Raw genomic sequence first — 24,773 nt, 5'->3', positions numbered from 1 at the left:
AAAGGTGCGGGGTTTTTTGCTTTTGTTTTTCACCCTCTCCCTGCGGGAGAGAGACGGGGCGAGGGGCATCAAACCGTACCATTCTCTCCTTGAAACTTTCTCACCTTCCGCTTGCAGACTCGACATTCAAACCGTTTCTGGGTATCGTTAGCTATCTGGATGTCTAAACGTTTATACGTATGCTGTGAGGATATAAAGCTATGCCGATTCGGGTGCAGGACGAGCTACCAGCCGTCAATTTCTTGCGTGAAGAAAATGTCTTTGTCATGACGACTTCACGTGCGACAGGTCAGGAAATTCGCCCGCTGAAGGTGCTTATTCTCAATCTGATGCCAAAAAAGATCGAAACAGAGAACCAGTTCCTGCGTCTTCTGTCGAACTCCCCGCTGCAGGTCGATATTCAGCTGCTGCGAATCGATGCCCGTGAGTCACGTAACACGCCTTCCGAGCATCTGAACAACTTCTACTGTAACTTCGATGACATTCAGGGTGAAAATTTCGACGGACTGATTGTGACCGGCGCGCCGCTGGGCCTGGTGGAATTTAACGATGTCGCTTACTGGCCGCAGATCAAACAGGTTCTGGAGTGGGCAAAAGATCACGTCACGTCCACGCTGTTTGTCTGTTGGGCGGTACAAGCCGCACTGAATATTCTTTATGGCATCCCCAAGCAAACCCGCACTGAAAAGCTCTCCGGCGTATACGAACACCACATTCTCCATCCACATGCGTTGCTGACGCGTGGTTTCGATGATTCTTTCCTGGCCCCGCATTCTCGCTACGCCGATTTCCCGGCCCAGCTGATTCGTGATTACACCGATCTGGAGATCCTGGCCGAAACGGAAGATGGGGACGCTTACCTGTTTGCCAGTAAAGATAAGCGCATTGCCTTTGTGACCGGACATCCTGAATACGATCCGCACACCCTTGCGTCAGAGTATTTCCGTGATGTCGAAGCGGGTCTTAACCCGGATGTCCCGTACAACTATTTCCCGAAAGACGATCCACAAAACAAACCGAGAGCGACCTGGCGCAGCCACGGGAATTTGCTTTTTACTAACTGGCTCAACTATTACGTCTACCAGATCACACCATACGATCTGCGTCACATGAATCCAACGCTGGAGTAATCGTCTGCACTAAACGATCCTAAAGCGTTTCAGCTATTCAAATCAGGCACCTTCGGGTGCCTTTTTTATTTCCGAAATATAACTCACCATTCTGTAAAACTTTAATCTTAATAAAATCAATAAATTAATTGCTATTTATAATTAAAATGGAAATTGTTTTTGATTTTAGAAGAAATGGAGATAGTCTTAATTCTGCTGAGCGAAAACTACCCAACGATCTTTCGTTCGCATCGGGAGCGTGATTTTGGATCTTTGATGAGGAGCAGAGTAATGACTCAACAGGCAACGACGGTCGATGAACTGGCCTTTACCCAGCCGTATGGTGAGCAAGAACAGCAGGTATTGACGGCAGAAGCGGTAGAATTTCTGACTGAACTGGTGACCCGCTTTACGCCGCAGCGTAATAAGCTGCTGGCAGCACGCATTCATCAGCAGCAGGAAATTGATAACGGCAAGTTGCCTGGTTTTATTTCGGAAACCGCTTCCATTCGCCGTGGCGAGTGGAAAATCCGCGGCATCCCTGAAGATTTACAGGATCGTCGCGTTGAGATCACCGGTCCGGTAGAGCGAAAAATGGTGATCAACGCCATGAACGCGAACGTTAAGGTCTTCATGGCCGATTTTGAAGATTCCCTGGCGCCGGACTGGCGTAAGGTCATCGAGGGGCAGATCAACCTGCGCGACGCCGTGAACGGCACCATCAGCTATACCAACGAAGCCGGTAAAATTTACCAGCTCAAACCGAACCCGGCGGTGCTGATCTGTCGCGTACGCGGCCTGCACCTGCCTGAAAAACATGTCACCTGGCGTGGGGAAGCCATTCCGGGCAGCCTGTTTGATTTCGCGCTTTATTTCTTCCACAACTACAAAGCCCTGCTGGCGAAGGGCAGCGGCCCGTATTTCTATCTGCCTAAAACGCAGGCCTGGCAGGAAGCAGCCTGGTGGAGCGAGGTCTTCAGCTACGCGGAAGATCGTTTCAACCTGCCGCGCGGCACCATCAAAGCCACGCTGCTGATTGAAACGCTGCCTGCCGTATTCCAGATGAATGAAATTCTGCACGTCCTGCGTGACCACATTGTCGGTCTGAACTGCGGACGCTGGGACTATATTTTCAGCTACATCAAAACCCTGAAAAACTATCCCGATCGCGTACTGCCGGATCGCCAGGTCGTGACCATGGATAAACCGTTCCTGAGCGCCTACTCGCGTCTGCTGATCAAAACCTGCCACAAGCGCGGCGCCTTTGCGATGGGCGGCATGGCGGCTTTTATCCCGAGCAAAGACGCAGAGCGCAACAATCAGGTGCTCAACAAGGTGAAAGCCGATAAAGAGCTTGAAGCCCGTAACGGTCACGACGGCACGTGGATTGCCCATCCCGGCCTGGCCGATACGGCAATGGAGGTCTTCAACCGCGTGCTTGGCGACAACAAAAACCAGCTGTTTGTCACGCGTGAAGACGATGCCCCAACGGCTGAAGAACAGCTGCTGGCTCCGTGTGCAGGCGAACGGACGGAAGAGGGGATGCGGGCCAATATTCGCGTCGCGGTGCAGTACATCGAAGCGTGGATCTCCGGCAACGGCTGCGTACCGATCTACGGCCTGATGGAAGATGCCGCGACGGCGGAGATCTCACGAACCTCTATCTGGCAGTGGATCCACCATCAAAAAACGCTCAGCAACGGCAAGCCGGTGACCAAATCCCTGTTCCGCCAGATGCTGGCCGAAGAGATGCGCGTGATCCAGGACGAGCTGGGCGAACACCGCTTCAGCAGCGGACGCTTTGACGACGCCGCGCGCCTGATGGAGCAAATCACCACATCAGATGACTTAATCGACTTCCTGACCCTGCCGGGCTACCGCTTCCTGGCGTAATCCACCACATAACAATATGGAGCATCTGCACATGAAAACCCGTACCCAACAAATCGAAGAATTGAAGAAAGAGTGGACACAACCTCGCTGGGAAGGCATCCGCCGTCCTTACAGCGCTGAGGAAGTGGTGAAATTACGCGGCTCGGTCAATCCGGAATGCACGCTGGCGCAAAATGGCGCGGCGAAAATGTGGAAACTGCTGCACGGCGGTTCCAAAAAAGGCTACATCAACAGCCTCGGTGCGCTGACCGGCGGTCAGGCCCTGCAGCAGGCGAAGGCGGGTATTGAGGCTATTTACCTCTCCGGCTGGCAGGTCGCGGCGGACGCCAACCTGGCCTCCAGCATGTATCCGGATCAGTCGCTCTATCCGGCAAACTCCGTGCCGGCGGTTGTGGATCGGATCAACAACACCTTCCGCCGTGCGGATCAGATCCAGTGGGCTGCCGGTATCGAACCTGGCGATCCGCGCTTTATTGACTACTTCCTGCCGATCGTTGCGGATGCGGAAGCGGGCTTCGGCGGCGTGCTGAACGCCTTCGAGCTGATGAAATCGATGATTGAGGCCGGTGCAGCGGCCGTTCACTTCGAAGACCAGCTGGCGTCAGTGAAGAAGTGCGGACATATGGGCGGTAAGGTGCTGGTTCCCACACAGGAAGCGGTTCAGAAGCTGGTTGCCGCACGTCTGGCTGCTGACGTGCTCGGCGTGCCGACGCTGGTCATTGCCCGTACCGATGCGGACGCGGCTGACCTGATCACCTCTGACTGCGATCCGTACGACAGCGAGTTCATCACCGGCGAGCGTACCAGTGAAGGTTTCTATCGTACCCACGCGGGTATCGAGCAGGCGATCAGCCGCGGTCTGGCGTACGCGCCGTACGCGGATCTGGTCTGGTGTGAAACGTCCACGCCGGATCTGGCGCTGGCAAAACGCTTTGCTGATGCCATTCATGCGAAGTACCCGGGCAAACTGCTGGCCTACAACTGCTCGCCGTCCTTCAACTGGCAGAAAAAGCTGGATGACAAAACGATCGCCAGCTTCCAGCAGCAGCTGTCCGACATGGGCTACAAATACCAGTTCATTACTCTGGCAGGCATCCACAGCATGTGGTTCAACATGTTCGACCTGGCGCACGCCTATGCGCAGGGTGAGGGCATGAAGCACTACGTTGAGAAGGTGCAGCAGCCGGAATTTGCGGCGGGCAAAGATGGCTACACCTTCGTCTCTCACCAGCAGGAAGTGGGCACCGGCTACTTTGATAATGTGACCACGATTATTCAGGGCGGCACCTCCTCCGTCACCGCCTTGACGGGTTCAACGGAAGAAGCACAGTTCTAATCTTTTCCCCCTCTCCCCCCTGGGGAGAGGGCTGGTGGTGAGGGGGAATATATGTCGCGTGGCCTGGAATTACTGATTGCCCAAACTATTTTGCAGGGCTTCGATGCCCAGTATGGTCGTTTTCTTGAAGTGACCTCCGGTGCGCAGCAGCGCTTCGAACACGCAGACTGGCATGCGGTTCAGCAGGCCATGAAGCAGCGTATCCATCTCTACGATCACCACGTGGGTCTGGTGGTGGAGCAGCTGCGCTGTATTACCGACGGTAAAAGTCCGGACGCGGAATTTTTACTGCGCGTGAAGGAGCACTACACCCATCTGTTACCCGACTACCCGCGCTTCGAGATTGCGGAGAGCTTTTTCAACTCCGTCTATTGCCGATTATTTGACCACCGCTCATTATCTCCTGAGCGGTTATTTATCTTCAGCTCCCAGCCCGAGCGGCGCTTTCGTACCATTCCGCGTCCGCTGGCGAAAGATTTCTTTCCCGATCGCGGATGGGAAAAGCTCCTGCACCGCGTGCTAACGGATTTGCCGCTGCGCCTGCCCTGGGAGAATAAAACCCGGGATATTGGTTATATCCACGCGCATCTCAACGAAACCTTCGGCGCGGAGTTGCTCAGCCACAGCCATTTGCAGGTTGCCAACGAGCTTTTCTACCGCAATAAAGCCGCCTGGCTGGTGGGTAAACTGGTTACCCCTACGGCCATCGTGCCGTTTCTGCTGCCCATTCACCGTACTGACGACGGGGAACTGTTTGTCGATACCTGCCTGACCACCGGCGCCGAGGCCAGCATCGTGTTTGGCTTCGCACGCTCCTATTTTATGGTGTACGCTCCGCTGCCCGCCGCGCTGGTGGAGTGGCTGCGCGAGATCCTGCCGGGTAAAACCACAGCCGAGCTGTATATGGCCATTGGTTGCCAGAAGCATGCCAAAACGGAAAGCTACCGGGAATACCTGCGTTATGTCACTACCGCTGATGAGCAGTTTATCGAAGCGCCCGGCATTCGCGGCATGGTGATGCTGGTGTTTACGCTGCCGGGCTTTGACCGGGTCTTTAAGGTGATTAAGGACAGATTCGCGCCGCAGAAAGAGATGACCGCCGCGCACGTCCGCGCCTGCTACCAGCTGGTTAAGGAGCACGACCGCGTCGGGCGCATGGCGGATACTCAGGAATTCGAAAACTTTGTGCTGGATAAGCAGCAGATCGATCCGGCACTCATGGCACTTTTACTGCAGGAAGCGCCCGCGAAAATCACCGATCTGGGTGATAAAATCGTGATTAGCCATCTCTATATTGAACGCCGCATGGTGCCGCTGAATATCTGGCTGGAGCAGTCCGAAGGTCAGGCTTTAAGAGATGCGATTGAAGAGTACGGCAACGCGATTCGCCAGCTTGCCGCCGCCAATATCTTCCCGGGCGATATGCTGTTCAAAAACTTCGGCGTTACCCGTCACGGGCGGGTGGTGTTCTACGATTACGACGAAATTTGCTACATGACTGAAGTGAATTTCCGCGATATCCCACCGCCCCGCTACCCGGAAGATGAGCTTTCCAGCGAGCCGTGGTACAGCGTCTCGCCGGGCGATGTTTTTCCCGAAGAGTTTCGCCACTGGCTGTGCGCCGACCCGCGCATCGGGCCGCTATTCGAAGAGATGCATGCCGATCTGTTTCGCGCCAGCTACTGGCGCGGACTGCAAACGCGGATCAAAAATGGGCATGTCGAAGATGTGTATGCATACCGCCGCAAGCAGCGGTTTTGCATCAGGTTTTCAGAGGGCATCATGTAGGCCGGGTATGGCGAAGCCGCCACCCGGCAATGCATGCTTAACGAATCCCACCGTACGCCAGCGTCACCTCTTTCGCCGCCTTAATTACCAGCGCGCCCAGCTCGGTAACCCGGTCATCGGTCATGCGCGAAATCGGTCCGGAGATGGAGATGGCGGCAAACGGCTCGCGGTGCTCGTCAAAGATACAGGCTGCGATACAGCGCAGGCCCAGAGCATGTTCTTCATCATCAAACGAATAGCCGCGCTTGCGGGTCAGAGCAAGATCTTCTTTTAAATGCACGGGCGAGACCAGGGTGGCGTGGGTATAGGCGTGTAGCCCTTTACGGTGCAGCAGGCCCGTCACCTGCTCTTCGCTCAGCTGCGAGAGAAATGCCTTTCCCGCGCCGGAGGCGTGCATCGGCAGCTTGCCGCCAATCGGCGCGGACATGCGCATCAGCTGCGTGCACTGCACCTGGTCGATGATAATCGCCTGATGGTCGCTCTGGTCCAGCACCGCCAGGTTTACGGTCTCGCCGGAGTCCTCCATCAGCTTGCGCAGAATCGGGTGAACAATCGCCAGCAGGTTGCGGCTCTGCAGGAAGCTGCTGCCAACGATAAATGCATGCGCGCCCACCGCCCAGTGCCCCAGCTCGCCCACCTGGCGGACAAAGCCCAGCTGCTGCATGGTGGTCAGAAGACGGTGCGTCGTGGAGTTCGGCAGGCCAGCCTGCTGGGCAAGCTCCGTAAGGGCCACGCTGCTGTGCGACTCGGCTATCCACTCCAGCAGCTTCAAACCGCGCGTGAGCGATTGAACCTGTCCGCCCTGTTGTGCGGTGGTGGCAGCAGCAGGTTTTCTGCCGCGTTTAGCGGGAACGGTCGCGACCATGACGATCTCCTTTTTCTGTATCGTGGAAATCATTTTCGTTTTATTTGGTGAATTTGCAACCGTTATCCTGACTGATCGGAGGAGTGATGGTGAACATGTCTCATGTTACCGCTGAGCGACTTTTCCGCCCTGCGAGATTGTGCCAGTATGGAACGCAGCCTTTTGGCCTTGTTGAGCGTTGTCGGGAGCAAGTGTGAGCAGCAAAGTAGAGCAACTGCGTGCGCAGTTAAATGAACGAATTCTGGTGCTGGACGGCGGCATGGGCACCATGATCCAGGGGTATCGTCTGAGTGAAGATGATTTCCGCGGCGAACGCTTTGCCGACTGGCCCTGCGACCTGAAAGGGAACAACGACCTGCTGGTGCTCAGCAAGCCGTCCGTGATTAAAGATATCCACAACGCCTACTTCGAAGCGGGTGCGGATATCGTTGAAACCAACACCTTTAACTCGACAACCATCGCCATGGCGGATTACCAGATGGAATCCCTGTCGGCGGAAATCAACCTGGAAGCCGCGAAGCTGGCGCGCGCCTGCGCCGACGAGTGGACGGCCCGCACGCCGGATAAACCGCGCTACGTTGCCGGAGTGCTTGGCCCAACCAACCGCACCGCGTCGATTTCACCGGACGTCAATGACCCGGCGTTTCGTAATATCACCTTTGACCAGCTGGTTGCTGCCTACCGTGAATCGACCAAAGCGCTGGTGGAAGGCGGTTCCGATCTGATCCTGATTGAAACGGTATTCGACACCCTCAACGCCAAGGCCGCGATTTACGCGGTAAAAGAGGAGTTCGAGGCGCTGGGCGTTGACCTGCCGATCATGATTTCCGGAACCATCACCGATGCCTCCGGCCGTACCCTGTCCGGCCAGACCACCGAAGCGTTTTATAATTCCCTGCGCCACGCCGACGCGCTCTCCTTCGGCCTGAACTGCGCGCTGGGTCCAGATGAACTGCGCCAGTACGTGCAGGAGCTTTCGCGTATTGCGGAATGCTACGTCACCGCGCACCCGAACGCCGGTCTGCCGAACGCCTTCGGCGAATACGATCTTGATGCCGATACCATGGCGGCGCAAATCCGCGAGTGGGCCGAGTCTGGATTTCTGAACATCGTCGGCGGCTGCTGCGGCACCACGCCTGAACATATCGCTGCTATGAGCAACGCCGTGGCCGGGCTGCCGCCGCGCAAGCTGCCCGAGCTTCCGGTTGCCTGTCGTCTCTCCGGCCTTGAGCCGTTGACCATCGGCGAAGACAGCCTGTTTGTGAACGTGGGCGAGCGTACGAACGTTACCGGTTCCGCCAAGTTCAAACGCCTGATCAAAGAGGAGAAGTACAGCGAAGCGCTGGATGTTGCCCGTCAGCAGGTGGAAAGCGGCGCGCAGATTATCGATATCAACATGGATGAGGGGATGCTCGACGCCGAAGCGGCGATGGTGCGTTTCCTCAACCTGATTGCCGGTGAGCCGGACATCGCCCGCGTGCCGATCATGATCGACTCCTCCAAATGGGACGTGATCGAGAAGGGGCTGAAGTGCATTCAGGGTAAAGGCATCGTCAACTCCATCTCGATGAAAGAGGGCGTGGAGATCTTTATCCACCACGCGAAAATGGTGCGCCGCTACGGTGCCGCCGTGGTGGTGATGGCCTTTGACGAAGTGGGCCAGGCCGATACCCGCGCGCGTAAAATTGAGATTTGCCGCCGCGCGTACAAAATACTGACCGAAGAGGTGGGCTTCCCGCCGGAAGACATCATCTTTGACCCGAACATCTTCGCCGTGGCGACCGGTATCGAAGAGCACAATAACTACGCCCAGGACTTTATCGGCGCGTGCGAGGACATTAAGCGCGAGCTGCCGCATGCGCTGATCTCCGGCGGCGTGTCGAACGTGTCGTTCTCGTTCCGCGGTAACGACCCGGTGCGCGAAGCGATCCACGCCGTGTTCCTCTACTACGCCATCCGCAACGGGATGGACATGGGGATCGTCAACGCCGGCCAGCTGGCGATTTACGACGACCTGCCCGCAGAGCTGCGCGACGCGGTAGAAGACGTGATCCTTAACCGTCGCGACGACGCCACCGAGCGCATGCTGGACCTGGCGGAAAAATACCGCGGCAGCAAATCGGATGAATCGGCCAACGTTCAGCAGGCCGAGTGGCGCGCCTGGGACGTGAAAAAGCGTCTGGAATATTCGCTGGTAAAAGGCATCACCGAGTTTATCGAGCAGGATACCGAAGAGGCGCGTCAGCAGTCAGCCCGCCCGATCGAGGTGATCGAAGGGCCGCTGATGGACGGCATGAACGTGGTGGGCGATCTGTTCGGTGAGGGCAAAATGTTCCTGCCGCAGGTGGTGAAATCCGCCCGAGTGATGAAGCAGGCCGTGGCGTACCTGGAGCCGTTTATCGAGGCCAGCAAAGAGAAAGGCTCCAGCAACGGCAAAATGATCATTGCCACCGTCAAGGGCGACGTGCACGACATCGGCAAGAATATCGTCGGCGTGGTGCTGCAGTGCAATAACTACGAGATTATCGACCTTGGCGTTATGGTCCCGGCGGATAAAATCCTCAAGACCGCGCGCGAAGTGAACGCCGATCTGATTGGCCTCTCCGGGCTGATCACCCCGTCGCTGGACGAAATGGTTAACGTGGCGAAGGAGATGGAGCGCCAGGGCTTCACCATTCCTCTGCTGATTGGCGGCGCGACCACCTCCAAAGCGCACACGGCGGTGAAAATCGAGCAGAACTACAGCGGGCCGACGGTCTACGTTCAGAACGCCTCGCGCACGGTGGGCGTGGTCTCCGCGCTGCTCTCTGACACCCAGCGCGACGAGTTTGTTGAGCGCACCCGCAAAGAGTACGAAACCGTTCGCATCCAGCACGGGCGCAAGAAACCGCGCACCCCGCCAGTTTCACTCCAGGCGGCGCGCGATAACGATCTGGCTTTTGACTGGTCGAGCTATACGCCGCCGGTCGCGCATCGGCTGGGCGTTCAGGAGGTCAGCGCCAGCATAGAAACGCTGCGCAACTACATCGACTGGACGCCGTTCTTTATGACCTGGTCGCTGGCGGGCAAATATCCGCGCATCCTGGAAGATGAGGTCGTAGGTGAAGAAGCGAAACGCCTGTTTAAAGATGCCAACGATATGCTCGACACGCTGAGTGCTGAGAAAACCCTCAATCCGCGCGGCGTGGTGGGGCTGTTCCCGGCCAACCGCGTGGGAGACGACATCGAAATTTATCGCGATGAAACCCGCACCCACGTGCTGGCGGTCAGCCGCCATCTGCGTCAGCAAACCGAGAAAGTGGGCTTTGCCAACTACTGCCTGGCCGATTTTGTCGCGCCGAAGCTGAGCGGAAAAGCCGACTATATCGGCGCCTTTGCGGTAACCGGCGGTCTGGAAGAAGATGCGCTGGCGGACGCGTACGAAGCGCAGCACGACGATTACAATAAAATCATGGTGAAAGCGATAGCCGACCGCCTGGCGGAAGCCTTCGCCGAGTACCTGCACGAGCGCGTGCGCAAGGTGCACTGGGGCTACGCGGCGAATGAAAACCTCAGCAACGAGGAACTGATCCGCGAAAACTACCAGGGTATTCGTCCGGCACCGGGATATCCGGCCTGTCCGGAACACACCGAAAAGGGCACTATCTGGCAACTGCTGGACGTCGAAGCCCATACCGGAATGAAGCTCACCGAGTCGTTCGCCATGTGGCCGGGTGCGTCCGTCTCCGGCTGGTACTTCAGCCACCCGGACAGCAAGTACTTTGCCGTGGCGCAGCTGCAGCGCGATCAGATTGAAGATTACGCCCTGCGCAAAGGCATGAGCGTATCAGAAGTCGAGCGCTGGCTGGCACCGAATTTAGGCTACGACGCAGACTAACGTCACTTTTCCTTACAACAAACAGGGCACCTCAAGGGTGCCTTGTCTCTTTCTTACGCTTAAACCCTTATACTGAACCTATGGAAAACGAATAACGATAAGGAGGAAAACCTTTCGTGCTGACCTTGTTACACCTGCTTTCTGCAGTCGCACTGCTCGTATGGGGCACCCATATCGTTCGTACCGGCGTGATGCGCGTCTTTGGCGCGCGCTTGCGTACCGTTCTCAGCAGCAGCGTTGAGAAGAAGCCGCTCGCCTTCTGCGCGGGTATTGGCGTAACGGCACTGGTGCAGAGCAGTAACGCCACAACCCTGCTTGTCACCTCCTTTGTGGCGCAGGATCTGGTGGCGCTGGCTCCGGCGCTGGTCATTGTGCTGGGGGCCGACGTGGGGACCGCGCTGATGGCGCGTATCCTGACCTTCGATCTCTCCTGGCTGTCGCCGCTGCTGATTTTTGTCGGCGTCATCTTCTTCCTCGGCCGCAAACAGACGCGCGCCGGCCAGCTTGGACGCGTGGGCATTGGCCTGGGGCTGATTCTGCTGGCGCTGGAGCTGATTGTGCAGGCGGTCACCCCTATTACCGAGGCCAACGGCGTTCAGGTCATCTTCGCTTCCCTGACCGGGGACATCATGCTCGACGCGCTGATTGGCGCGGTGTTTGCCATCGTCAGCTACTCCAGCCTGGCCGCCGTGCTGCTGACGGCCACGCTTACCGCCGCCGGGGCGATCTCCTTCCCGGTGGCGCTGTGTCTGGTGATAGGTGCCAACCTCGGCTCTGGCCTGCTGGCGATGCTCAATAACAGCGCGGCCAACGCTGCCGCCCGCCGCGTGGCGCTCGGTAGCCTGCTGTTTAAGCTGGTGGGCAGCCTGATTATCCTGCCCCTTATCCATCCGCTGGCGAACCTGATGGACAACCTCCCGCTGCCGAAGGCGGAGCTGGTGATCTACTTCCACGTGTTCTACAACCTGGTGCGCTGCCTGGCGATGGTGCCTTTTGCCGGGCCGATGGCCCGCTTCTGCGAACGTCTCATTCAGGATGAACCGGAGCTGGATGCGCGCCTGAAGCCGAAGCACCTGGATACGTCCGCGCTGGATACCCCGGCACTGGCGCTGGCGAATGCCGCGCGCGAGACGCTGCGCATGGGCGACGCGATGGAAACCATGCTCGAAGGCCTGCAAAAGGTGATGCACGGCGAGCCGCGAGAGGAGAAAGAGCTGCGCAGACTGGCGGACGATATCAACGTGCTCTATACCGCCATTAAGCTTTACCTGGCGCGCATGCCGCAGGACGAACTGGCGGAAGAGGAGTCCCGCCGCTGGGCGGAAATCATTGAGATGTCGCTTAACCTTGAGCAGGCCTCCGATATTGTTGAGCGCATGGGCAGCGAGATAGCCGATAAATCGCTGGCCGCACGCCGGGCGTTCTCCGTTGAAGGCTTAAAAGAGCTTGAAGCGCTGCACGAACAGCTGGTCAGCAACCTCAAGCTGGCGATGCTGGTCTTCTTTTCCAGCGACGTGCCGAGCGCGCGCCGCCTGCGCCGCAACAAGCATCGTTTCCGTATCCTGAACCGCCGCTATTCGCACGCCCACGTTGAGCGTCTTCACCAGCAGAACGTGCAGAGCATCGAAACCAGCTCGCTTCATCTGGGGCTGCTGGGGGATATGAAGCGTCTCAACTCGTTGTTCTGCGCGGTGGCCTACAGCGTGATGGAACAGCCGGATGAAGATGACGAGCGGGATGAGTATTAATCTCTGAAAGCGCCTCGCAAAACTTTTTTGCGAGGCGTGACACCTTATCATGCGCCATTTACACACTACACTTCGCCAATTCATGCGCATTCCGATGGGAGGCTCATGCGCACTACTCATGGCTGCACTGCAGGAGCAGTTTCGTGCGCATCAGCGCGCAGAGTGGTTAGCAGAAAATAAAGTTTCTATCGAGGCCATTAACCAGTGGGTTGATGAAAACGGCTCCTTTAGTAACTTTCAGAGGTCGTTCTGATGGATCAATAGGCAGGCATATCGCCAAAAGAGTTAGGCGAGCGTGTCGCCGATCTTACGCAAAACAGTGCTTCATTGCGGGATGCACTCGATTTTTTGATCAACGGTTACTAACACTTTTTTGTCAGCCGCAAGGTAAGGTATATTTCGCCCTTCACAGGAGAAACTATGCTGCCAACTCAATCAACCCGATTAAACAAATACATTAGCGAGAGCGGAATCTGCTCACGTCGCGAGGCTGACCGTTACATTGAACAAGGTAACGTGTTTCTTAACGGCAAACGCGCCACCATCGGCGACCAGGTGGTCCCTGGCGATGTGGTTAAAGTGAATGGTCAGGTCATCGAACCGCGTGATGCTGAAGACCTGGTGTTTATCGCGTTGAACAAACCGGTTGGGATTGTCAGCACCACAGAAGACGGCGAGCGGGACAACATCGTTGATTTCGTGAACCACAGCAGCCGTATCTTCCCGATTGGCCGTCTGGATAAAGACTCTCAGGGGCTGATTTTCCTCACCAACCACGGCGATCTGGTCAACAAGATCCTGCGTGCCGGTAACGATCACGAAAAAGAGTACATTGTGACGGTGAATAAACCGGTCACGGACGACTTTATTCGCGGCATGGGCGCCGGTGTGCCGATCCTCGGTACCGTCACGAAAAAGTGTAAGGTGAAGAAAGAAGCGCCGTTCGCGTTCCGCATTACCCTGGTGCAGGGCTTAAACCGCCAGATCCGCCGCATGTGCGAGTATTTCGGTTATGAAGTGACGAAGCTTGAGCGCACGCGCATCATGAACGTCAGCCTGTCCGGCATCCCGCTGGGTGAGTGGCGCGATTTAACGGACGACGAGCTGATCGAGCTGTTCAAGCTTATCGAGAACTCCTCGTCCGAAGCGAAGCCGAAGGCCAAAGCAAAACCGAAAGCTCAGGCGATTAAGCGCCCGGTCGTGAAGGCGCCGCAGGCGGAAGAGAAAGGGCGAGGCAAGCCGGGCAACGGAAAACGCTTTACCCAGCCGGGGCGTAAAAAGAAAGGGCGCTGATTAGCGCCTTCCACGGGTTGATGTGGTGGCGGACCAGGAAAAGGTCGCTTCTGCATCAGGTTTATAAGCCTGCTCTTTTTTCAGCTTGCGAGCCTTTTTCGCCGCGGCGTCACGTTGCGCCATCAGCTTATCGATGTACTCTTTTTTCACCTGATTGGTTTCGGCGTTCGTCAGCGTGCGGCCATGTGCGATACGAGCGCGGTCGAGAAGCGTTTTCAGCTCGCGCTGCTCGGCTTCCGTCATGTCTTTCTGGGTCAAACGTGGTGTAGCCATTGCTGAAGCCTCCTGATGTGGAGGCTTCAGTGTAAAGCAAGCAGCGTAAATTAACCCTGCTTCACCGCAACTTTTTTCGTTTGTTCATCAATCGGTTTGCCGGACCAGTAGCCCGCCAGCAGAGAGCCGGAGAGATTGTGCCAGACGGAGAACAGCGCACCCGGCAGGGCCGCCAGCGGCGAGAAGTAGATTTTACCGAGCGCCGCCGCCAGGCCGGAGTTCTGCATCCCTACCTCGATTGCCAGCGTGCGGCAGGTCGATTCGTCGAAGCCAAACAGTTTCCCGCCCCAGTAGCCGCTCAGCAGGCCGATGGTGTTATGCAGCACAACCGCGACGATCACCACAAAGCCTACGGAAGCAATGTGCGAGGCGGAGCCCGCCACCACGGCGCTGATGATGGCCAGAATGCAGATCATCGAAAACGCGGGCAGATACGGCTCAACGGCCTTCACCACGCGAGGGAACAGGTGGTGAATGACCAGCCCAAGCGCAATCGGGATCACCACGATTTGCAGAATGCTCAGCAGCATCCCCATCACGTCCACCTGAATATGCGCATCCACGTACAGGCGGGTTAACAGCGGCGTGGCAATCACGCCCACCAGCGTGGAGACGGACGAGATAGTGACGGAGAGCGCCACATCCCCTTTCGCGAGGTAGATCATGACGTTGGACGCCGTGCCGCTGGCCACGCTGCCCACCAGCACCATCCCGGCGGAGAGGTCGGGCGGCATCTTAAAAGCCATCGCCAGCAGCCACGCCGCGAGCGGCATCACCAGGTAGTGGAGGAATATTCCTGCCGCGACGGGCGCAGGGCGAGAGAGCACGCGTTTAAAGTCGTCGATTTTCAGATGCACGCCCATACCGAACATGATCAGCATCAGCAGCGTGGTGACCCACGGACCAATACCGGTGAACGTGGTGGGCGTGTAATACGCGAGTACGGAGAGCAGCAGCGCCCATAACGGGAACAGCCGCGTAATAGCGGATAACATAGTGGATTCCTTGCAGTATTGTCGTGTTGTTTAGTTATAAAAAAGCCGGGTCTGTGCCCGGCTTATAGGTATTGTTTATCGTGCTAACGAATTTTATTCAAACAAATTCTGATGAAGTTTCTGCACCACCTGCTCGGCCTGATCGGCTGGCACCAGGAAGCAGAGGTTATAGCTGGACGCACCGTAGCAAATCATGCGGATGTTGAACGGGTCGAGCACGCCAAATACCTCTTTGCCCACGCCGCAGGCGCGCGACAGCTTGTTGCCGATGATGGCAACCAGCGCCAGGTCTTCTTCCACTTCCACGCGGCACAGCTCAGACAGCTCAATCAGCAGCGACTGCGTCAGCAGGGTATCACCGGTTGAGGTTGAACCGGTGGTGTCCAGCGTCAGCGCAATGCTCACTTCCGAGGTGGTGATCAGATCCACGGAGATGTTGTGGCGCGCCAGAATGCCAAACACTTCCGCCAGGAAACCGCGGGAGTGCAGCATATTGTGACTGTGCAGGGTGACCAGCGTCTGGCGACGGCGCAGGGCCAGGGCGCGGAACAGCGGCGGGTTTTCCGTTTTCTTGCAGACCAGCGTGCCGCCCGCTTTTGGATCTTTACTGGAGCCGACGAAGACCGGGATATCGCTGCGTACGGCAGGCAGCAGCGTGGCCGGGTGAAGCACTTTCGCGCCGAAGGTGGCCATTTCCGCCGCTTCTTCAAAGGCGATCACATCAATACGTTTCGCCGCGGAAACGACGCGCGGGTCGGTGGTGTAAATGCCCGGAACGTCAGTCCAGATATCGACGCGCGTGGCATGCAGGGCTTCGCCCAGCAGCGCGGCGGTGTAGTCGCTGCCGCCGCGGCCAAGCGTGGTGGTGCGGCCTTTCGCTTCGCTGCCGATAAAGCCCTGGGTGATCACGATGCCGTCTGCCAGACGCGGGGCCAGCTGCTGATTGGTCAGTTCCGCCAGCGCCTCAACGTCCGGCTCGGCGCGGCCAAAGCGGTCGCTGGTACGCATGATTTTGCGCACGTCAAACCACTGCGCCTGAACGTTACGCTCGCGCATGATTTCAACAAACAGCAGGGTGGACATCAGCTCACCGTGGCTGACCAGCTCGTCGGTCAGGGCGGTGGAGGTTGCCAGAGAAGCCGCTTCTGCCAGGGTAGTGATATTTTCCAGCAAACGTTCCACTTCCTCGCGGATGACGTTAGGGTTCTGCAGACGTTCAAGAATGTCGAACTGAATTTTGCGCAGTGCATCCAGCTTCACGAAACGTTCTGTCGCTTCCAGTCCTTCAGACAGAGAAACCAGCAGGTTCGTCACGCCAGCGGAGGCAGACAGCACCACCAGGCGGGTATTCGGATCGGCCAGCACCACATCGGCGCTGCGGTTCATGGCATCGTAATCGGCCACACTGGTGCCGCCAAATTTGGCGACCACAAAACTCGTCATAACAACCTCGTGTCAGGGAATGAATAAGCGACCTTGGCACAAGAGTGAAACGAAAACAGGTGCAGGCGCAAAATACGGCCCTATAAATAAAATGCGGGGGAGGTCCTGTCAATGCTGGGATTATGCGGATTTTTTATGGGGGGGTACCCCTGAGAAACAGGACTTATAACAGGGCCAGATTTTATGCTCCGTTTTAGGGCATTTTGACCGACATTTATCCGCTCCGGGAGGGCGCTTCAGCAGCTATACTTTTCGGGTCTTTTCACCAGTGTTTGATGCAGGCCAGGGCAATGGCATAAAAACCATCACAATTTTTATTTGCAGGCGCTACAATCGACCGCAGTCACAATTCTCAAATCAGAAGAGTATTGCTAATGAAAAACATCAACCCAACGCAGACCGCTGCCTGGCAGGCACTCCAGAAACATTATGATGAAATGAAAGACGTCACCATCGCGGATCTTTTCGCGAAAGATGCCGATCGTTTCAACAAGTTCTCCGCGACCTTCGACGACCTGATGCTGGTGGATTTTTCTAAAAACCGCATTACCGAAGAGACGCTGGCAAAACTGCAGGATCTGGCGAAAGAGACTGAGCTTGCAGACGCCATCAAATCCATGTTCTCCGGCGAGAAGATCAACCGCACCGAAGATCGTGCCGTGCTGCACGTGGCCCTGCGTAACCGTAGCAATACGCCAATCATCGTTGACGGCAAAGACGTCATGCCGGAAGTGAACGCGGTGCTGGAAAAGATGAAAGCGTTCTCCGAAGCGATTATCTCCGGTAGCTGGAAAGGCTACACCGGCAAACCTATCACCGACGTGGTTAACATCGGTATCGGCGGTTCTGACCTCGGCCCGTTCATGGTGACCGAAGCGCTGCGTCCGTATAAAAACCACCTCAACATGCACTTTGTGTCTAACGTCGATGGTACCCACATCGCCGAAGTGCTGAAGAACGTGAACCCGGAAACCACCCTGTTCCTGGTTGCGTCTAAAACCTTTACCACTCAGGAAACCATGACCAACGCCCACAGCGCGCGCGACTGGTTCCTGAAAACCGCTGGCGACAACAAGCACGTGGCGAAACACTTCGCGGCGCTTTCTACCAACGGTAAAGCCGTCAGCGAGTTCGGTATCGACACCGCGAACATGTTCGAGTTCTGGGACTGGGTTGGCGGCCGCTACTCCCTGTGGTCTGCGATTGGCCTGTCCATCATCCTGTCCGTGGGCTTCGACAACTTCGTCGAGCTGCTCTCCGGCGCGCACGCGATGGACAAACACTTCTCCACTACCGCGCCTGAGAAAAACCTGCCGGTACTGCTGGCGCTGATCGGGATCTGGTACAACAACTTCTTCGGCGCTGAAACCGAAGCGATCCTGCCGTACGACCAGTACATGCACCGCTTTGCTGCGTACTTCCAGCAGGGCAACATGGAATCCAACGGTAAGTACGTTGACCGTAACGGCAACGCGGTGGACTACCAGACTGGTCCAATTATCTGGGGCGAGCCGGGCACTAACGGTCAGCATGCTTTCTACCAGCTCATTCACCAGGGCACCAAAATGGTACCGTGCGATTTCATCGCTCCGGCTATCACCCATAACCCGCTGTCCGACCACCATCCGAAGCTGCTGTCCAACTTCTTCGCCCAGACCGAAGCGCTGGCGTTCGGTAAATCCCGCGAGGTGGTTGAGCAGGAATACCGTGACCAGGGTAAAGATCCTGCCACGCTGGAACACGTGGTACCGTTCAAAGTGTTTGAAGGCAACCGTCCAACCAACTCCATCCTGCTGCGCGAAATCACGCCGTTCAGCTTGGGCGCGCTGATTGCCCTGTACGAGCACAAAATCTTCACGCAGGGCGCGATCCTGAACATCTTCACCTTTGACCAGTGGGGCGTTGAGCTGGGCAAACAGCTGGCAAACCGTATTCTGCCAGAGCTGGGTGACGATAAAGCGATTACCAGCCATGACAGCTCGACCAATGGGTTGATCAACCGTTATAAAGCATGGCGTGCGTAATTAAAACGACATGAAAACGTGCCGGCTTAATGCCGGCATTTTTTTATCGGATAATTCCTGATGTCTGTTAGTTAACTCAAATTCTGGATCTGAGTTTAATCCGAAAAAGACGCTTAACCCGTTAATTTCTGCGGTTTATTTTAAGAAAATACGCAGAAATCAGATAATGTAAATATATTATAAGTATTTGTTTTGTATTTATTTTGTATTTTTTGGTTTGTCCTTCATTTCCATTTTAACCATTATTCCGAAAACCCGCTCCCTATTTCCCCTTACGGCAAACCCACGGCATGAGTTGTGTATACTCGATTCCGCCTGAAATTCTTTTCGGGCAAATCTCCATTCATTCATTGAAGGGAAATTGTTATGAAGAAAGTACTGTATGGCATTTTTGCCATATCTGCGCTTGCGGCGACATCTGTTTATGCAGCTCCGGTTCAGGTCGGGGAAGCGGCAGGGTCGGCTGCGACGTCTGCGTCTGCGGGAAGTTCTACCGCAGCCAGCGCCAGCACCGTAAGTTCAGCCGTGGGTGTCGCGCTGGCGGCAACCGGTGGCGGTGATGGCTCCAACACCGGAACCACGACCACCACGACAACCAGCACCCAGTAATAGCGGGTGTTTTAATCATAACCACACTTCGGTGTGGTTATTTCGTCCCTTCGGAGAAGAGTCGTGAAGCGACCTGCAATCATTCTGATTTGCCTGCTGCTGCAGGCGTGCTCGGCCACCACTAAAGGGCTGGGAAATTCACTGTGGGAAAGCATGTTCGGCACGCCGGGCGTGCATCTGACCGATGACGAACTTCAGAACATGCCTTATGCCAGTCAGTACATGCAGCTTAACGATGGCCCGCAGCTGTTTGTGGTGCTCGCTTTCGATGAAAACGGGCAGCAGAAATGGGTGACGCAGGATCAGGCCACCATCGTGACGCAGCATGGCCGTATCGTGAAAACCCTGCTGGGCGGCGACAACCTGCTGGAGGTGAATAATCTCGCCGACGACCCGCTGATCAAGCCGAACCAGATCGTCGACGGCGCAGGCTGGACGCGCACGATGGGCTGGACTGAACACAAGCAGGTTCGTTACGCCACGGCACGCTCGACCTTCCGCTGGGACGGCACCGACAGCGTGAAGGTCGGCAGCGACGAAACGCAGGTTCGCGTGCTGGATGAAGAGGTCACTACCGATCGGGCCACCTGGCACAACCGCTTCTGGATTGACGAGGAAGGGCAGATCCGCCAGTCATTACAGTATCTTGGTGCCGGATTCTTCCCGGTCAAAACCACCCTGATCAAGGCGGCGAAATCATGAAAACGCTCATTCACGCTGCGCTTATCGCCAGTTTTGCCGCGCCGCTGGCATGGTCCGCCGGGACTGTGAAGGTCTACACGCCGGACAGTGAAAAACCTAAAACCTTAACCAACGCCGAACATCTGCTCGATCTCGTCGGACAGCCAAGGCTTGCCAACAGCTGGTGGCCAGGCGCGGTCATCGCTGAACGGCAGAAGACCGTTGAAGCGGAACAGCAGCACAAGGCGCTCCTTGCCAGGCTAACGGGATTAGCGGAGCAGGAAGACGGCGACGACGCGGCGGCGATTAATAGCGTTCGCCAGCAGCTGCAGGCGCTGAAGGTGACGGGCCGACAGAACGTAAAGCTTGACCCGGATGACGTGCGGGTCACGGAAAACGGCAACCCGGCGCTGGAAGGGGACTACACGCTCTGGCTTCCGGCGAAGCCGACGACGGTGACCGTGATGGGGCTGATCGGCAGCCCGGGTAACAAGCCCTTTACCCCCGGTCGTGACGTGGCGAGTTATCTCGACGAGCAGAGTCGGCTGAGCGGCGCGGATAACAGCTACGCCTGGGTGATTTACCCCGATGGCCACACGCAAAAAGCCCCTGTTGCTTACTGGAATAAACGTCATATCGAACCCATGCCGGGCAGCATTATTTTTGTCGGTTTTGCCGACCATTTCTGGACGAAGGCGTATGACGGGCTTAACGCCGATATCCTTCACTCCCTGATTCAGCGGATACCGGAATAATGAAAAGAACCTATCTCTACAGCATGCTGGCGCTCTGCGTGAGTGCCGCCTGCCATGCAGAAACGTATCCGGCACCCATTGGCCCGTCTCAGTCAGACTTCGGCGGCGTCGGTTTACTGCAAACGCCCACCGCGCGTATGGCGCGCGAAGGGGAAATTAGCCTTAACTACCGTGATAACGACCAGTATCGCTACTACTCGGGGTCAGTGCAGCTGTTCCCGTGGCTTGAAACCACGCTGCGCTATACCGACGTACGGACGAAACAATACAGCAGCGTCGAGGCGTTCTCAGGCGATCAGACCTACAAAGATAAAGCCTTCGACGTCAAGCTGCGCCTGTGGGAAGAGAGCTACTGGATGCCGCAGGTCTCCGTGGGCGCCAAAGATATCGGCGGTACCGGCCTGTTTGATGCGGAATACATCGTGGCCAGCAAGGCCTGGGGGCCGTTCGACTTCTCGCTTGGCCTGGGATGGGGTTATCTCGGCACCAGCGGAAACGTGAAAAACCCGTTTTGCTCCTACAGCGATAAATACTGCTACCGCGATAACAGCTATAAGAAAGCAGGCTCCATCAACGGGGACCAGATGTTCCACGGTCCGGCATCGCTGTTTGGCGGTGTGGAGTATCAAACCCCATGGCAGCCGTTACGCCTGAAGCTGGAGTACGAGGGGAATGATTACTCGCAGGACTTCGCCGGGAAGATTGAGCAGAAGAGCAAGTTTAACGTCGGCGCAATTTATCGCGTCACCGACTGGGCCGACGTTAACCTCAGCTACGAGCGCGGCAATACGGTGATGTTCGGCTTCACGCTGCGCACTAACTTTAACGACATGCGGCCACACTACAATGACAACGCGCGGCCTGCATACCAGCCGGAACCGCAGGATGCGATTCTGCAGCACTCGGTGGTGGCAAACCAGCTGACGCTGCTGAAATACAATGCCGGCCTGGCGGATCCGAAAATTCAGGTGAAAGGCGATACGCTTTACGTCACCGGCGAGCAGGTGAAATACCGCGACTCGCGGGAAGGGATCGAGCGCGCCAACCGGATCATCATGAACGATCTGCCAGAGGGGATCCGCACGATCCGCGTGACCGAGAATCGTCTCAACCTGCCGCAGGTGACGACGGAAACGGATGTTGCCAGCCTTAAGCGCCACCTCGAAGGCGAGCCGCTGGGACATGAAACCGAGCTGGTGCAAAAACGCGTTGAGCCGATCGTGCCAGAAACCACAGAGCAGGGCTGGTATATCGACAAGTCGCGCTTCGATTTCCATATCGATCCGGTGCTGAATCAGTCCGTCGGTGGGCCGGAAAACTTCTACATGTATCAGCTGGGCGTCATGGCGACGGCGGATCTGTGGCTGACCGACCATCTGCTGACCACCGGCAGCCTGTTCGGCAACATCGCCAACAACTACGACAAGTTCAACTACACCAATCCGCCAAAAGACTCGTCGCTGCCGCGCGTGCGTACCCGCGTGCGTGAGTACGTGCAGAACGATGCTTACGTGAACAACCTGCAGGCCAACTACTTCCAGTACTTCGGCAACGGCTTCTACGGCCAGGTGTACGGCGGGTATCTGGAAACCATGTACGGCGGCGCGGGGGCGGAAGTGCTTTATCGTCCTGTCGACAGCAACTGGGCGTTCGGGATTGATGCTAACTATGTTAAACAGCGTGACTGGCGCAGCGCGCAGGACATGATGAAGTTCACCGACTACAGCGTCAAAACCGGTCACCTGACCGCCTACTGGACGCCGTCGTTCGCGCCTGACGTGCTGGTGAAAGCCAGCGTAGGCCAGTATCTGGCGGGCGATAAGGGCGGTACGCTGGACATCTCCAAACACTTCGATAGCGGCGTCGTGGTGGGCGGCTACGCCACCATTACCAACGTCTCGCCGGACGAATACGGGGAAGGGGACTTCACCAAGGGAGTCTATGTGTCGATTCCGCTGGATCTGTTCTCGTCAGGCCCAACCCGCAGCCGTGCAGCGGTTGGCTGGACGCCGCTGACGCGCGACGGCGGCCAGCAGCTTGGACGTAAGTTCCAGCTGTACGACATGACCAGCGATAAGAACATTAACTTCCGCTGATTCTTTACGCCGGGTAAGCGCAGTGCCACCGGGAAAATCACAAGCGGCGCAGCAGCCTCGCCGGGTTACCGGCATAGACACCTTTCTCGACAATCGATTTTGTTACCACGCTTCCTGCTCCAATCACCGCCCCGTCGCAGATGGAGACCGCCAGGATGGTGGCACCGCTGCCTATTGATACGTCATTACCCACGGTAATGCGTCCCCAGCTGTTTCGGTCAGCATTGGGTTTGCCTTCGCGGAACATATCGTTGGCAAACATCACCCCATGGCCAATAAAACAGCGTTCGCCTACGGTAACGTACTCGCAAATGAAGGTGTGCGACTGAATTTTGCTGTCGTCGCCAATGTACGTATTGCCCTGGATTTCAACAAACGGGCCGACGAATACGGCGTTGCCCAGCACGCAGTCGTAAAGATTAGTAGGTTCATATACGGTCACATTGTCGCCGCAGGTCACGTTGCGAACCCCGGTTGGTTTACGATCCATCGGTTACCTCCCTACATAAAACATAATTAAAAAATATAGATCTCCGTCACATTTTTGCGTTATACAGAAACCTCGCCCTGGAGAATGAGGTGCTGTATGACATCCCTGACTCGCCCGCGCGTTGAGTTTATCTCAACTATCCTCCAGACCGTGCTGAACCTCGGTCTGTTGAGCCTTGGCCTGATACTGGTCGTCTTTTTGGGTAAAGAGACGGTGCATCTGGCGGATGTGCTGTTTGCCCCTGAACAAACCAGCAAATATGCGCTGGTGGAAGGACTGGTGGTCTACTTTCTCTACTTTGAATTTATCGCCCTGATTGTGAAGTATTTTCAGTCCGGCTTTCACTTCCCGCTACGTTATTTTGTCTACATTGGGATCACCGCTATTGTGCGGCTGATCATCGTCGATCATAAATCCCCGCTCGACGTGCTGATCTACTCGGCGGCGATCCTGCTGCTGGTGATCACCCTCTGGCTGTGCAATTCGAAGCGGCTGAAACGGGAATAAAAAAATGGCGCTCCGAAGAGCGCCTAACAACAGTCACAAGTTGGGTCAATACAATACGTCTAAAGTTGAGGGTTGCAGTGGCATAACAAAATGAAACTTAACCTTTCACACCGCCCGCCGTCAGGCCGTTCACCAGCCAGCGCTGCGCCAGCAGGAACACCACGGTAATCGGGATGGCAGAGAGTACGGCCGCCGCGGCAAAGTCGCCCCACAGGTAGTTTTGCGGGTTGAGGTATTGCTGCATACCCACGGCCAGGGTGTAGCTGTTCACATCACGCAGTAACAGTGAGGCAACCGGTACTTCAGTGATCGCAGCGATAAACGACAGGATAAACACCACCGCCAGAATCGGCACCGACAGCGGCAGCAGCACCAGGCGGAACGCCTGCCACGGGGTAGCCCCATCCAGCGCGGCGGCTTCTTCCAGCGAGCCGTCGATGGTTTCGAAATAGCCTTTAATGGTCCACACATGCAGTGCGATACCGCCAAGGTAGGCGAAGATCACGCCGCCGTGGGTGTTCAGGCCGATAAACGGGACGTACTGGCCCAGGCGGTCAAACAGGGCATACAGCGCCACCAGCGACAGCACCGCCGGGAACATCTGGAAAATCAGCATCCCTTTCAGCAGCGTCGCTTTGCCCGGGAAACGCATACGGGCAAAGGCGTAGGCGCAGGTGGTGGACAGCGCCACGATACCAATGGCGGTAATGCCTGCGATTTTCACCGAGTTCCACAGCCACAGCAGCACCGGGAACGGCGGCGGCGTGACGCGGCCATCCGCGTGTTCCACGCTAAAGCCCAGCGCGAGCTTCCAGTGCTCCCAGGAGATTTCGTCCGGGATCAGGCTTCCTGTCGCGAAGTTACCTGAACGCAGGGAGATGGCGATAACCATCAGCAGCGGGAACATGATCGCCGCGATGAAAATCAGCAGGCCTAAGTGCGTCGCCAGGAGGCGCAACTTCTGAGATTTGGGTTGTACCATTGCCATGAT

At 56.6% G+C, this 24,773-nt stretch carries 20 protein-coding genes; 14 read left to right on the top strand and 6 right to left on the bottom strand.

Features of this window, described 5'->3' with window-relative positions; translation table 11 throughout:
• Window positions 1-200 precede the first annotated feature (200 nt).
• The 4 genes from metA (at window position 201) to aceK (ending at window position 6,126) form a co-directional block, all read left to right on the top strand.
• Entirely contained in the window at window positions 201-1,130 is a 930-nt protein-coding gene (metA, locus tag LRM19_RS19580) for a homoserine O-acetyltransferase MetA (protein WP_008503405.1), read from the top strand.
• A gap of 270 nt (window positions 1,131-1,400) precedes the next feature.
• The gene (gene aceB / locus LRM19_RS19575; RefSeq protein WP_271369665.1) at window positions 1,401-3,002 is read left to right on the top strand and encodes a malate synthase A; all 1,602 of its coding nucleotides are present in this window, start codon (window positions 1,401-1,403) and stop codon (window positions 3,000-3,002) included.
• Between the two features lie 31 nt (window positions 3,003-3,033).
• Window positions 3,034-4,338 (top strand): isocitrate lyase, encoded by a 1,305-nt coding sequence (gene aceA / locus LRM19_RS19570; protein WP_271369664.1) that lies wholly within the window; start codon window positions 3,034-3,036, stop codon window positions 4,336-4,338.
• Between the two features lie 51 nt (window positions 4,339-4,389).
• Window positions 4,390-6,126 carry a bifunctional isocitrate dehydrogenase kinase/phosphatase gene (gene aceK, locus LRM19_RS19565; protein WP_271369663.1) on the top strand — a complete coding sequence of 579 codons (1,737 nt, stop codon included), beginning with the start codon at window positions 4,390-4,392 and terminating at the stop codon, window positions 6,124-6,126.
• 37 nt (window positions 6,127-6,163) lie between these two features.
• On the opposite strand, the gene iclR is transcribed toward aceK, so the two are convergent.
• Window positions 6,164-6,991: a glyoxylate bypass operon transcriptional repressor IclR gene (iclR, locus tag LRM19_RS19560; RefSeq protein ID WP_127729219.1), complete on the bottom strand. Its 828-nt coding sequence runs from the start codon at window positions 6,989-6,991 to the stop codon at window positions 6,164-6,166.
• Window positions 6,992-7,184: 193 nt separating this feature from the next.
• Here iclR and metH point away from each other — a divergent pair, with 193 nt between their 5' ends.
• From metH to rluF, 4 genes are all read left to right on the top strand, one after another.
• Complete coding sequence (gene metH / locus LRM19_RS19555) at window positions 7,185-10,868, top strand: methionine synthase (RefSeq protein WP_271369662.1); 3,684 nt, start codon at window positions 7,185-7,187, stop codon at window positions 10,866-10,868.
• A 116-nt stretch (window positions 10,869-10,984) separates the two neighbouring features.
• Window positions 10,985-12,616, top strand: a complete 1,632-nt coding sequence (locus LRM19_RS19550) for a Na/Pi cotransporter family protein (RefSeq protein ID WP_271369661.1) — start codon at window positions 10,985-10,987, stop codon at window positions 12,614-12,616.
• Window positions 12,617-12,665: 49 nt separating this feature from the next.
• On the top strand, window positions 12,666-12,869 hold the full coding sequence (locus LRM19_RS19545; RefSeq protein WP_333781898.1) for a type II toxin-antitoxin system CcdA family antitoxin: 204 nt from the start codon (window positions 12,666-12,668) through the stop codon (window positions 12,867-12,869).
• Window positions 12,870-13,036: 167 nt separating this feature from the next.
• The gene (rluF, locus tag LRM19_RS19540; RefSeq protein ID WP_111965811.1) at window positions 13,037-13,909 is read left to right on the top strand and encodes a 23S rRNA pseudouridine(2604) synthase RluF; all 873 of its coding nucleotides are present in this window, start codon (window positions 13,037-13,039) and stop codon (window positions 13,907-13,909) included.
• On the opposite strand, the gene LRM19_RS19535 is transcribed toward rluF, so the two are convergent.
• From LRM19_RS19535 to lysC, 3 genes are all read right to left on the bottom strand, one after another.
• Complete coding sequence (locus LRM19_RS19535; protein ID WP_023309994.1) at window positions 13,910-14,182, bottom strand: DUF3811 domain-containing protein; 273 nt, start codon at window positions 14,180-14,182, stop codon at window positions 13,910-13,912. It lies immediately after the preceding gene.
• Between the two features lie 50 nt (window positions 14,183-14,232).
• Window positions 14,233-15,177 carry a ketopantoate/pantoate/pantothenate transporter PanS gene (panS, locus tag LRM19_RS19530; RefSeq protein WP_271369659.1) on the bottom strand — a complete coding sequence of 315 codons (945 nt, stop codon included), beginning with the start codon at window positions 15,175-15,177 and terminating at the stop codon, window positions 14,233-14,235.
• Between the two features lie 93 nt (window positions 15,178-15,270).
• Entirely contained in the window at window positions 15,271-16,620 is a 1,350-nt protein-coding gene (lysC, locus tag LRM19_RS19525) for a lysine-sensitive aspartokinase 3 (protein ID WP_008503421.1), read from the bottom strand.
• 374 nt (window positions 16,621-16,994) lie between these two features.
• Here lysC and pgi point away from each other — a divergent pair, with 374 nt between their 5' ends.
• The 5 genes from pgi to LRM19_RS19500 all read left to right on the top strand — a co-directional run bounded on the left by pgi (window position 16,995) and on the right by LRM19_RS19500 (window position 22,785).
• Window positions 16,995-18,644, top strand: a complete 1,650-nt coding sequence (pgi, locus tag LRM19_RS19520) for a glucose-6-phosphate isomerase (RefSeq protein WP_115876949.1) — start codon at window positions 16,995-16,997, stop codon at window positions 18,642-18,644.
• A 366-nt stretch (window positions 18,645-19,010) separates the two neighbouring features.
• Window positions 19,011-19,253, top strand: coding sequence for an exopolysaccharide production protein YjbE (gene yjbE / locus LRM19_RS19515; protein WP_008503423.1), 243 nt, complete (start codon window positions 19,011-19,013; stop codon window positions 19,251-19,253).
• A 63-nt stretch (window positions 19,254-19,316) separates the two neighbouring features.
• Entirely contained in the window at window positions 19,317-19,955 is a 639-nt protein-coding gene (locus LRM19_RS19510; protein ID WP_115876948.1) for a YjbF family lipoprotein, read from the top strand.
• Window positions 19,952-20,689: a capsule biosynthesis GfcC family protein gene (locus tag LRM19_RS19505; RefSeq protein WP_271369658.1), complete on the top strand. Its 738-nt coding sequence runs from the start codon at window positions 19,952-19,954 to the stop codon at window positions 20,687-20,689. The genes LRM19_RS19510 and LRM19_RS19505 overlap by 4 nt, the downstream gene beginning before the upstream one ends.
• A complete protein-coding gene (locus LRM19_RS19500) occupies window positions 20,689-22,785 on the top strand; it encodes a YjbH domain-containing protein (RefSeq protein WP_115876946.1) in 2,097 nt (698 codons plus the stop codon). Before LRM19_RS19505 ends, LRM19_RS19500 begins: the two co-directional genes overlap by 1 nt.
• 37 nt (window positions 22,786-22,822) lie before the next feature.
• Here LRM19_RS19500 and LRM19_RS19495 read toward each other — a convergent pair whose 3' ends face one another.
• Window positions 22,823-23,275 (bottom strand): acyltransferase, encoded by a 453-nt coding sequence (locus LRM19_RS19495; RefSeq protein WP_271369657.1) that lies wholly within the window; start codon window positions 23,273-23,275, stop codon window positions 22,823-22,825.
• Window positions 23,276-23,371: 96 nt separating this feature from the next.
• Here LRM19_RS19495 and psiE point away from each other — a divergent pair, with 96 nt between their 5' ends.
• Complete coding sequence (gene psiE, locus LRM19_RS19490; protein WP_000202963.1) at window positions 23,372-23,782, top strand: phosphate-starvation-inducible protein PsiE; 411 nt, start codon at window positions 23,372-23,374, stop codon at window positions 23,780-23,782.
• 97 nt (window positions 23,783-23,879) lie between these two features.
• On the opposite strand, the gene malG is transcribed toward psiE, so the two are convergent.
• Complete coding sequence (gene malG, locus LRM19_RS19485) at window positions 23,880-24,770, bottom strand: maltose ABC transporter permease MalG (protein ID WP_023310002.1); 891 nt, start codon at window positions 24,768-24,770, stop codon at window positions 23,880-23,882.
• Between the last annotated feature and the right edge of the window lie 3 nt (window positions 24,771-24,773).

It is taken from the genome of Enterobacter sp. PI-10 (assembly GCF_027947695.1).
GTDB classification, from domain to species: Bacteria; Pseudomonadota; Gammaproteobacteria; order Enterobacterales; family Enterobacteriaceae; genus Enterobacter; species Enterobacter vonholyi.
Note: the sequence above shows the minus strand (reverse complement) of the source record. Positions and strands in the feature narration are given on the sequence as shown.

Excerpts from the sequence above, each read along its gene's own strand:
- metA (WP_008503405.1), top strand. The coding sequence starts at position 201 with ATGCCGATTCGGGTGCAGGACGAGCTACCAGCCGTCAATTTCTTGCGT.
- aceB (WP_271369665.1), top strand. The coding sequence starts at position 1,401 with ATGACTCAACAGGCAACGACGGTCGATGAACTGGCCTTTACCCAGCCG.
- aceA (WP_271369664.1), top strand. The coding sequence starts at position 3,034 with ATGAAAACCCGTACCCAACAAATCGAAGAATTGAAGAAAGAGTGGACA.
- aceK (WP_271369663.1), top strand. The coding sequence starts at position 4,390 with ATGTCGCGTGGCCTGGAATTACTGATTGCCCAAACTATTTTGCAGGGC.
- iclR (WP_127729219.1), bottom strand. The coding sequence starts at position 6,991 with ATGGTCGCGACCGTTCCCGCTAAACGCGGCAGAAAACCTGCTGCTGCC.
- LRM19_RS19545 (WP_333781898.1), top strand. The coding sequence starts at position 12,666 with ATGCGCCATTTACACACTACACTTCGCCAATTCATGCGCATTCCGATG.
- rluF (WP_111965811.1), top strand. The coding sequence starts at position 13,037 with ATGCTGCCAACTCAATCAACCCGATTAAACAAATACATTAGCGAGAGC.
- LRM19_RS19535 (WP_023309994.1), bottom strand. The coding sequence starts at position 14,182 with ATGGCTACACCACGTTTGACCCAGAAAGACATGACGGAAGCCGAGCAG.
- panS (WP_271369659.1), bottom strand. The coding sequence starts at position 15,177 with ATGTTATCCGCTATTACGCGGCTGTTCCCGTTATGGGCGCTGCTGCTC.
- lysC (WP_008503421.1), bottom strand. The coding sequence starts at position 16,620 with ATGACGAGTTTTGTGGTCGCCAAATTTGGCGGCACCAGTGTGGCCGAT.
- pgi (WP_115876949.1), top strand. The coding sequence starts at position 16,995 with ATGAAAAACATCAACCCAACGCAGACCGCTGCCTGGCAGGCACTCCAG.
- yjbE (WP_008503423.1), top strand. The coding sequence starts at position 19,011 with ATGAAGAAAGTACTGTATGGCATTTTTGCCATATCTGCGCTTGCGGCG.
- LRM19_RS19505 (WP_271369658.1), top strand. The coding sequence starts at position 19,952 with ATGAAAACGCTCATTCACGCTGCGCTTATCGCCAGTTTTGCCGCGCCG.
- LRM19_RS19500 (WP_115876946.1), top strand. The coding sequence starts at position 20,689 with ATGAAAAGAACCTATCTCTACAGCATGCTGGCGCTCTGCGTGAGTGCC.
- LRM19_RS19495 (WP_271369657.1), bottom strand. The coding sequence starts at position 23,275 with ATGGATCGTAAACCAACCGGGGTTCGCAACGTGACCTGCGGCGACAAT.
- psiE (WP_000202963.1), top strand. The coding sequence starts at position 23,372 with ATGACATCCCTGACTCGCCCGCGCGTTGAGTTTATCTCAACTATCCTC.
- malG (WP_023310002.1), bottom strand. The coding sequence starts at position 24,770 with ATGGCAATGGTACAACCCAAATCTCAGAAGTTGCGCCTCCTGGCGACG.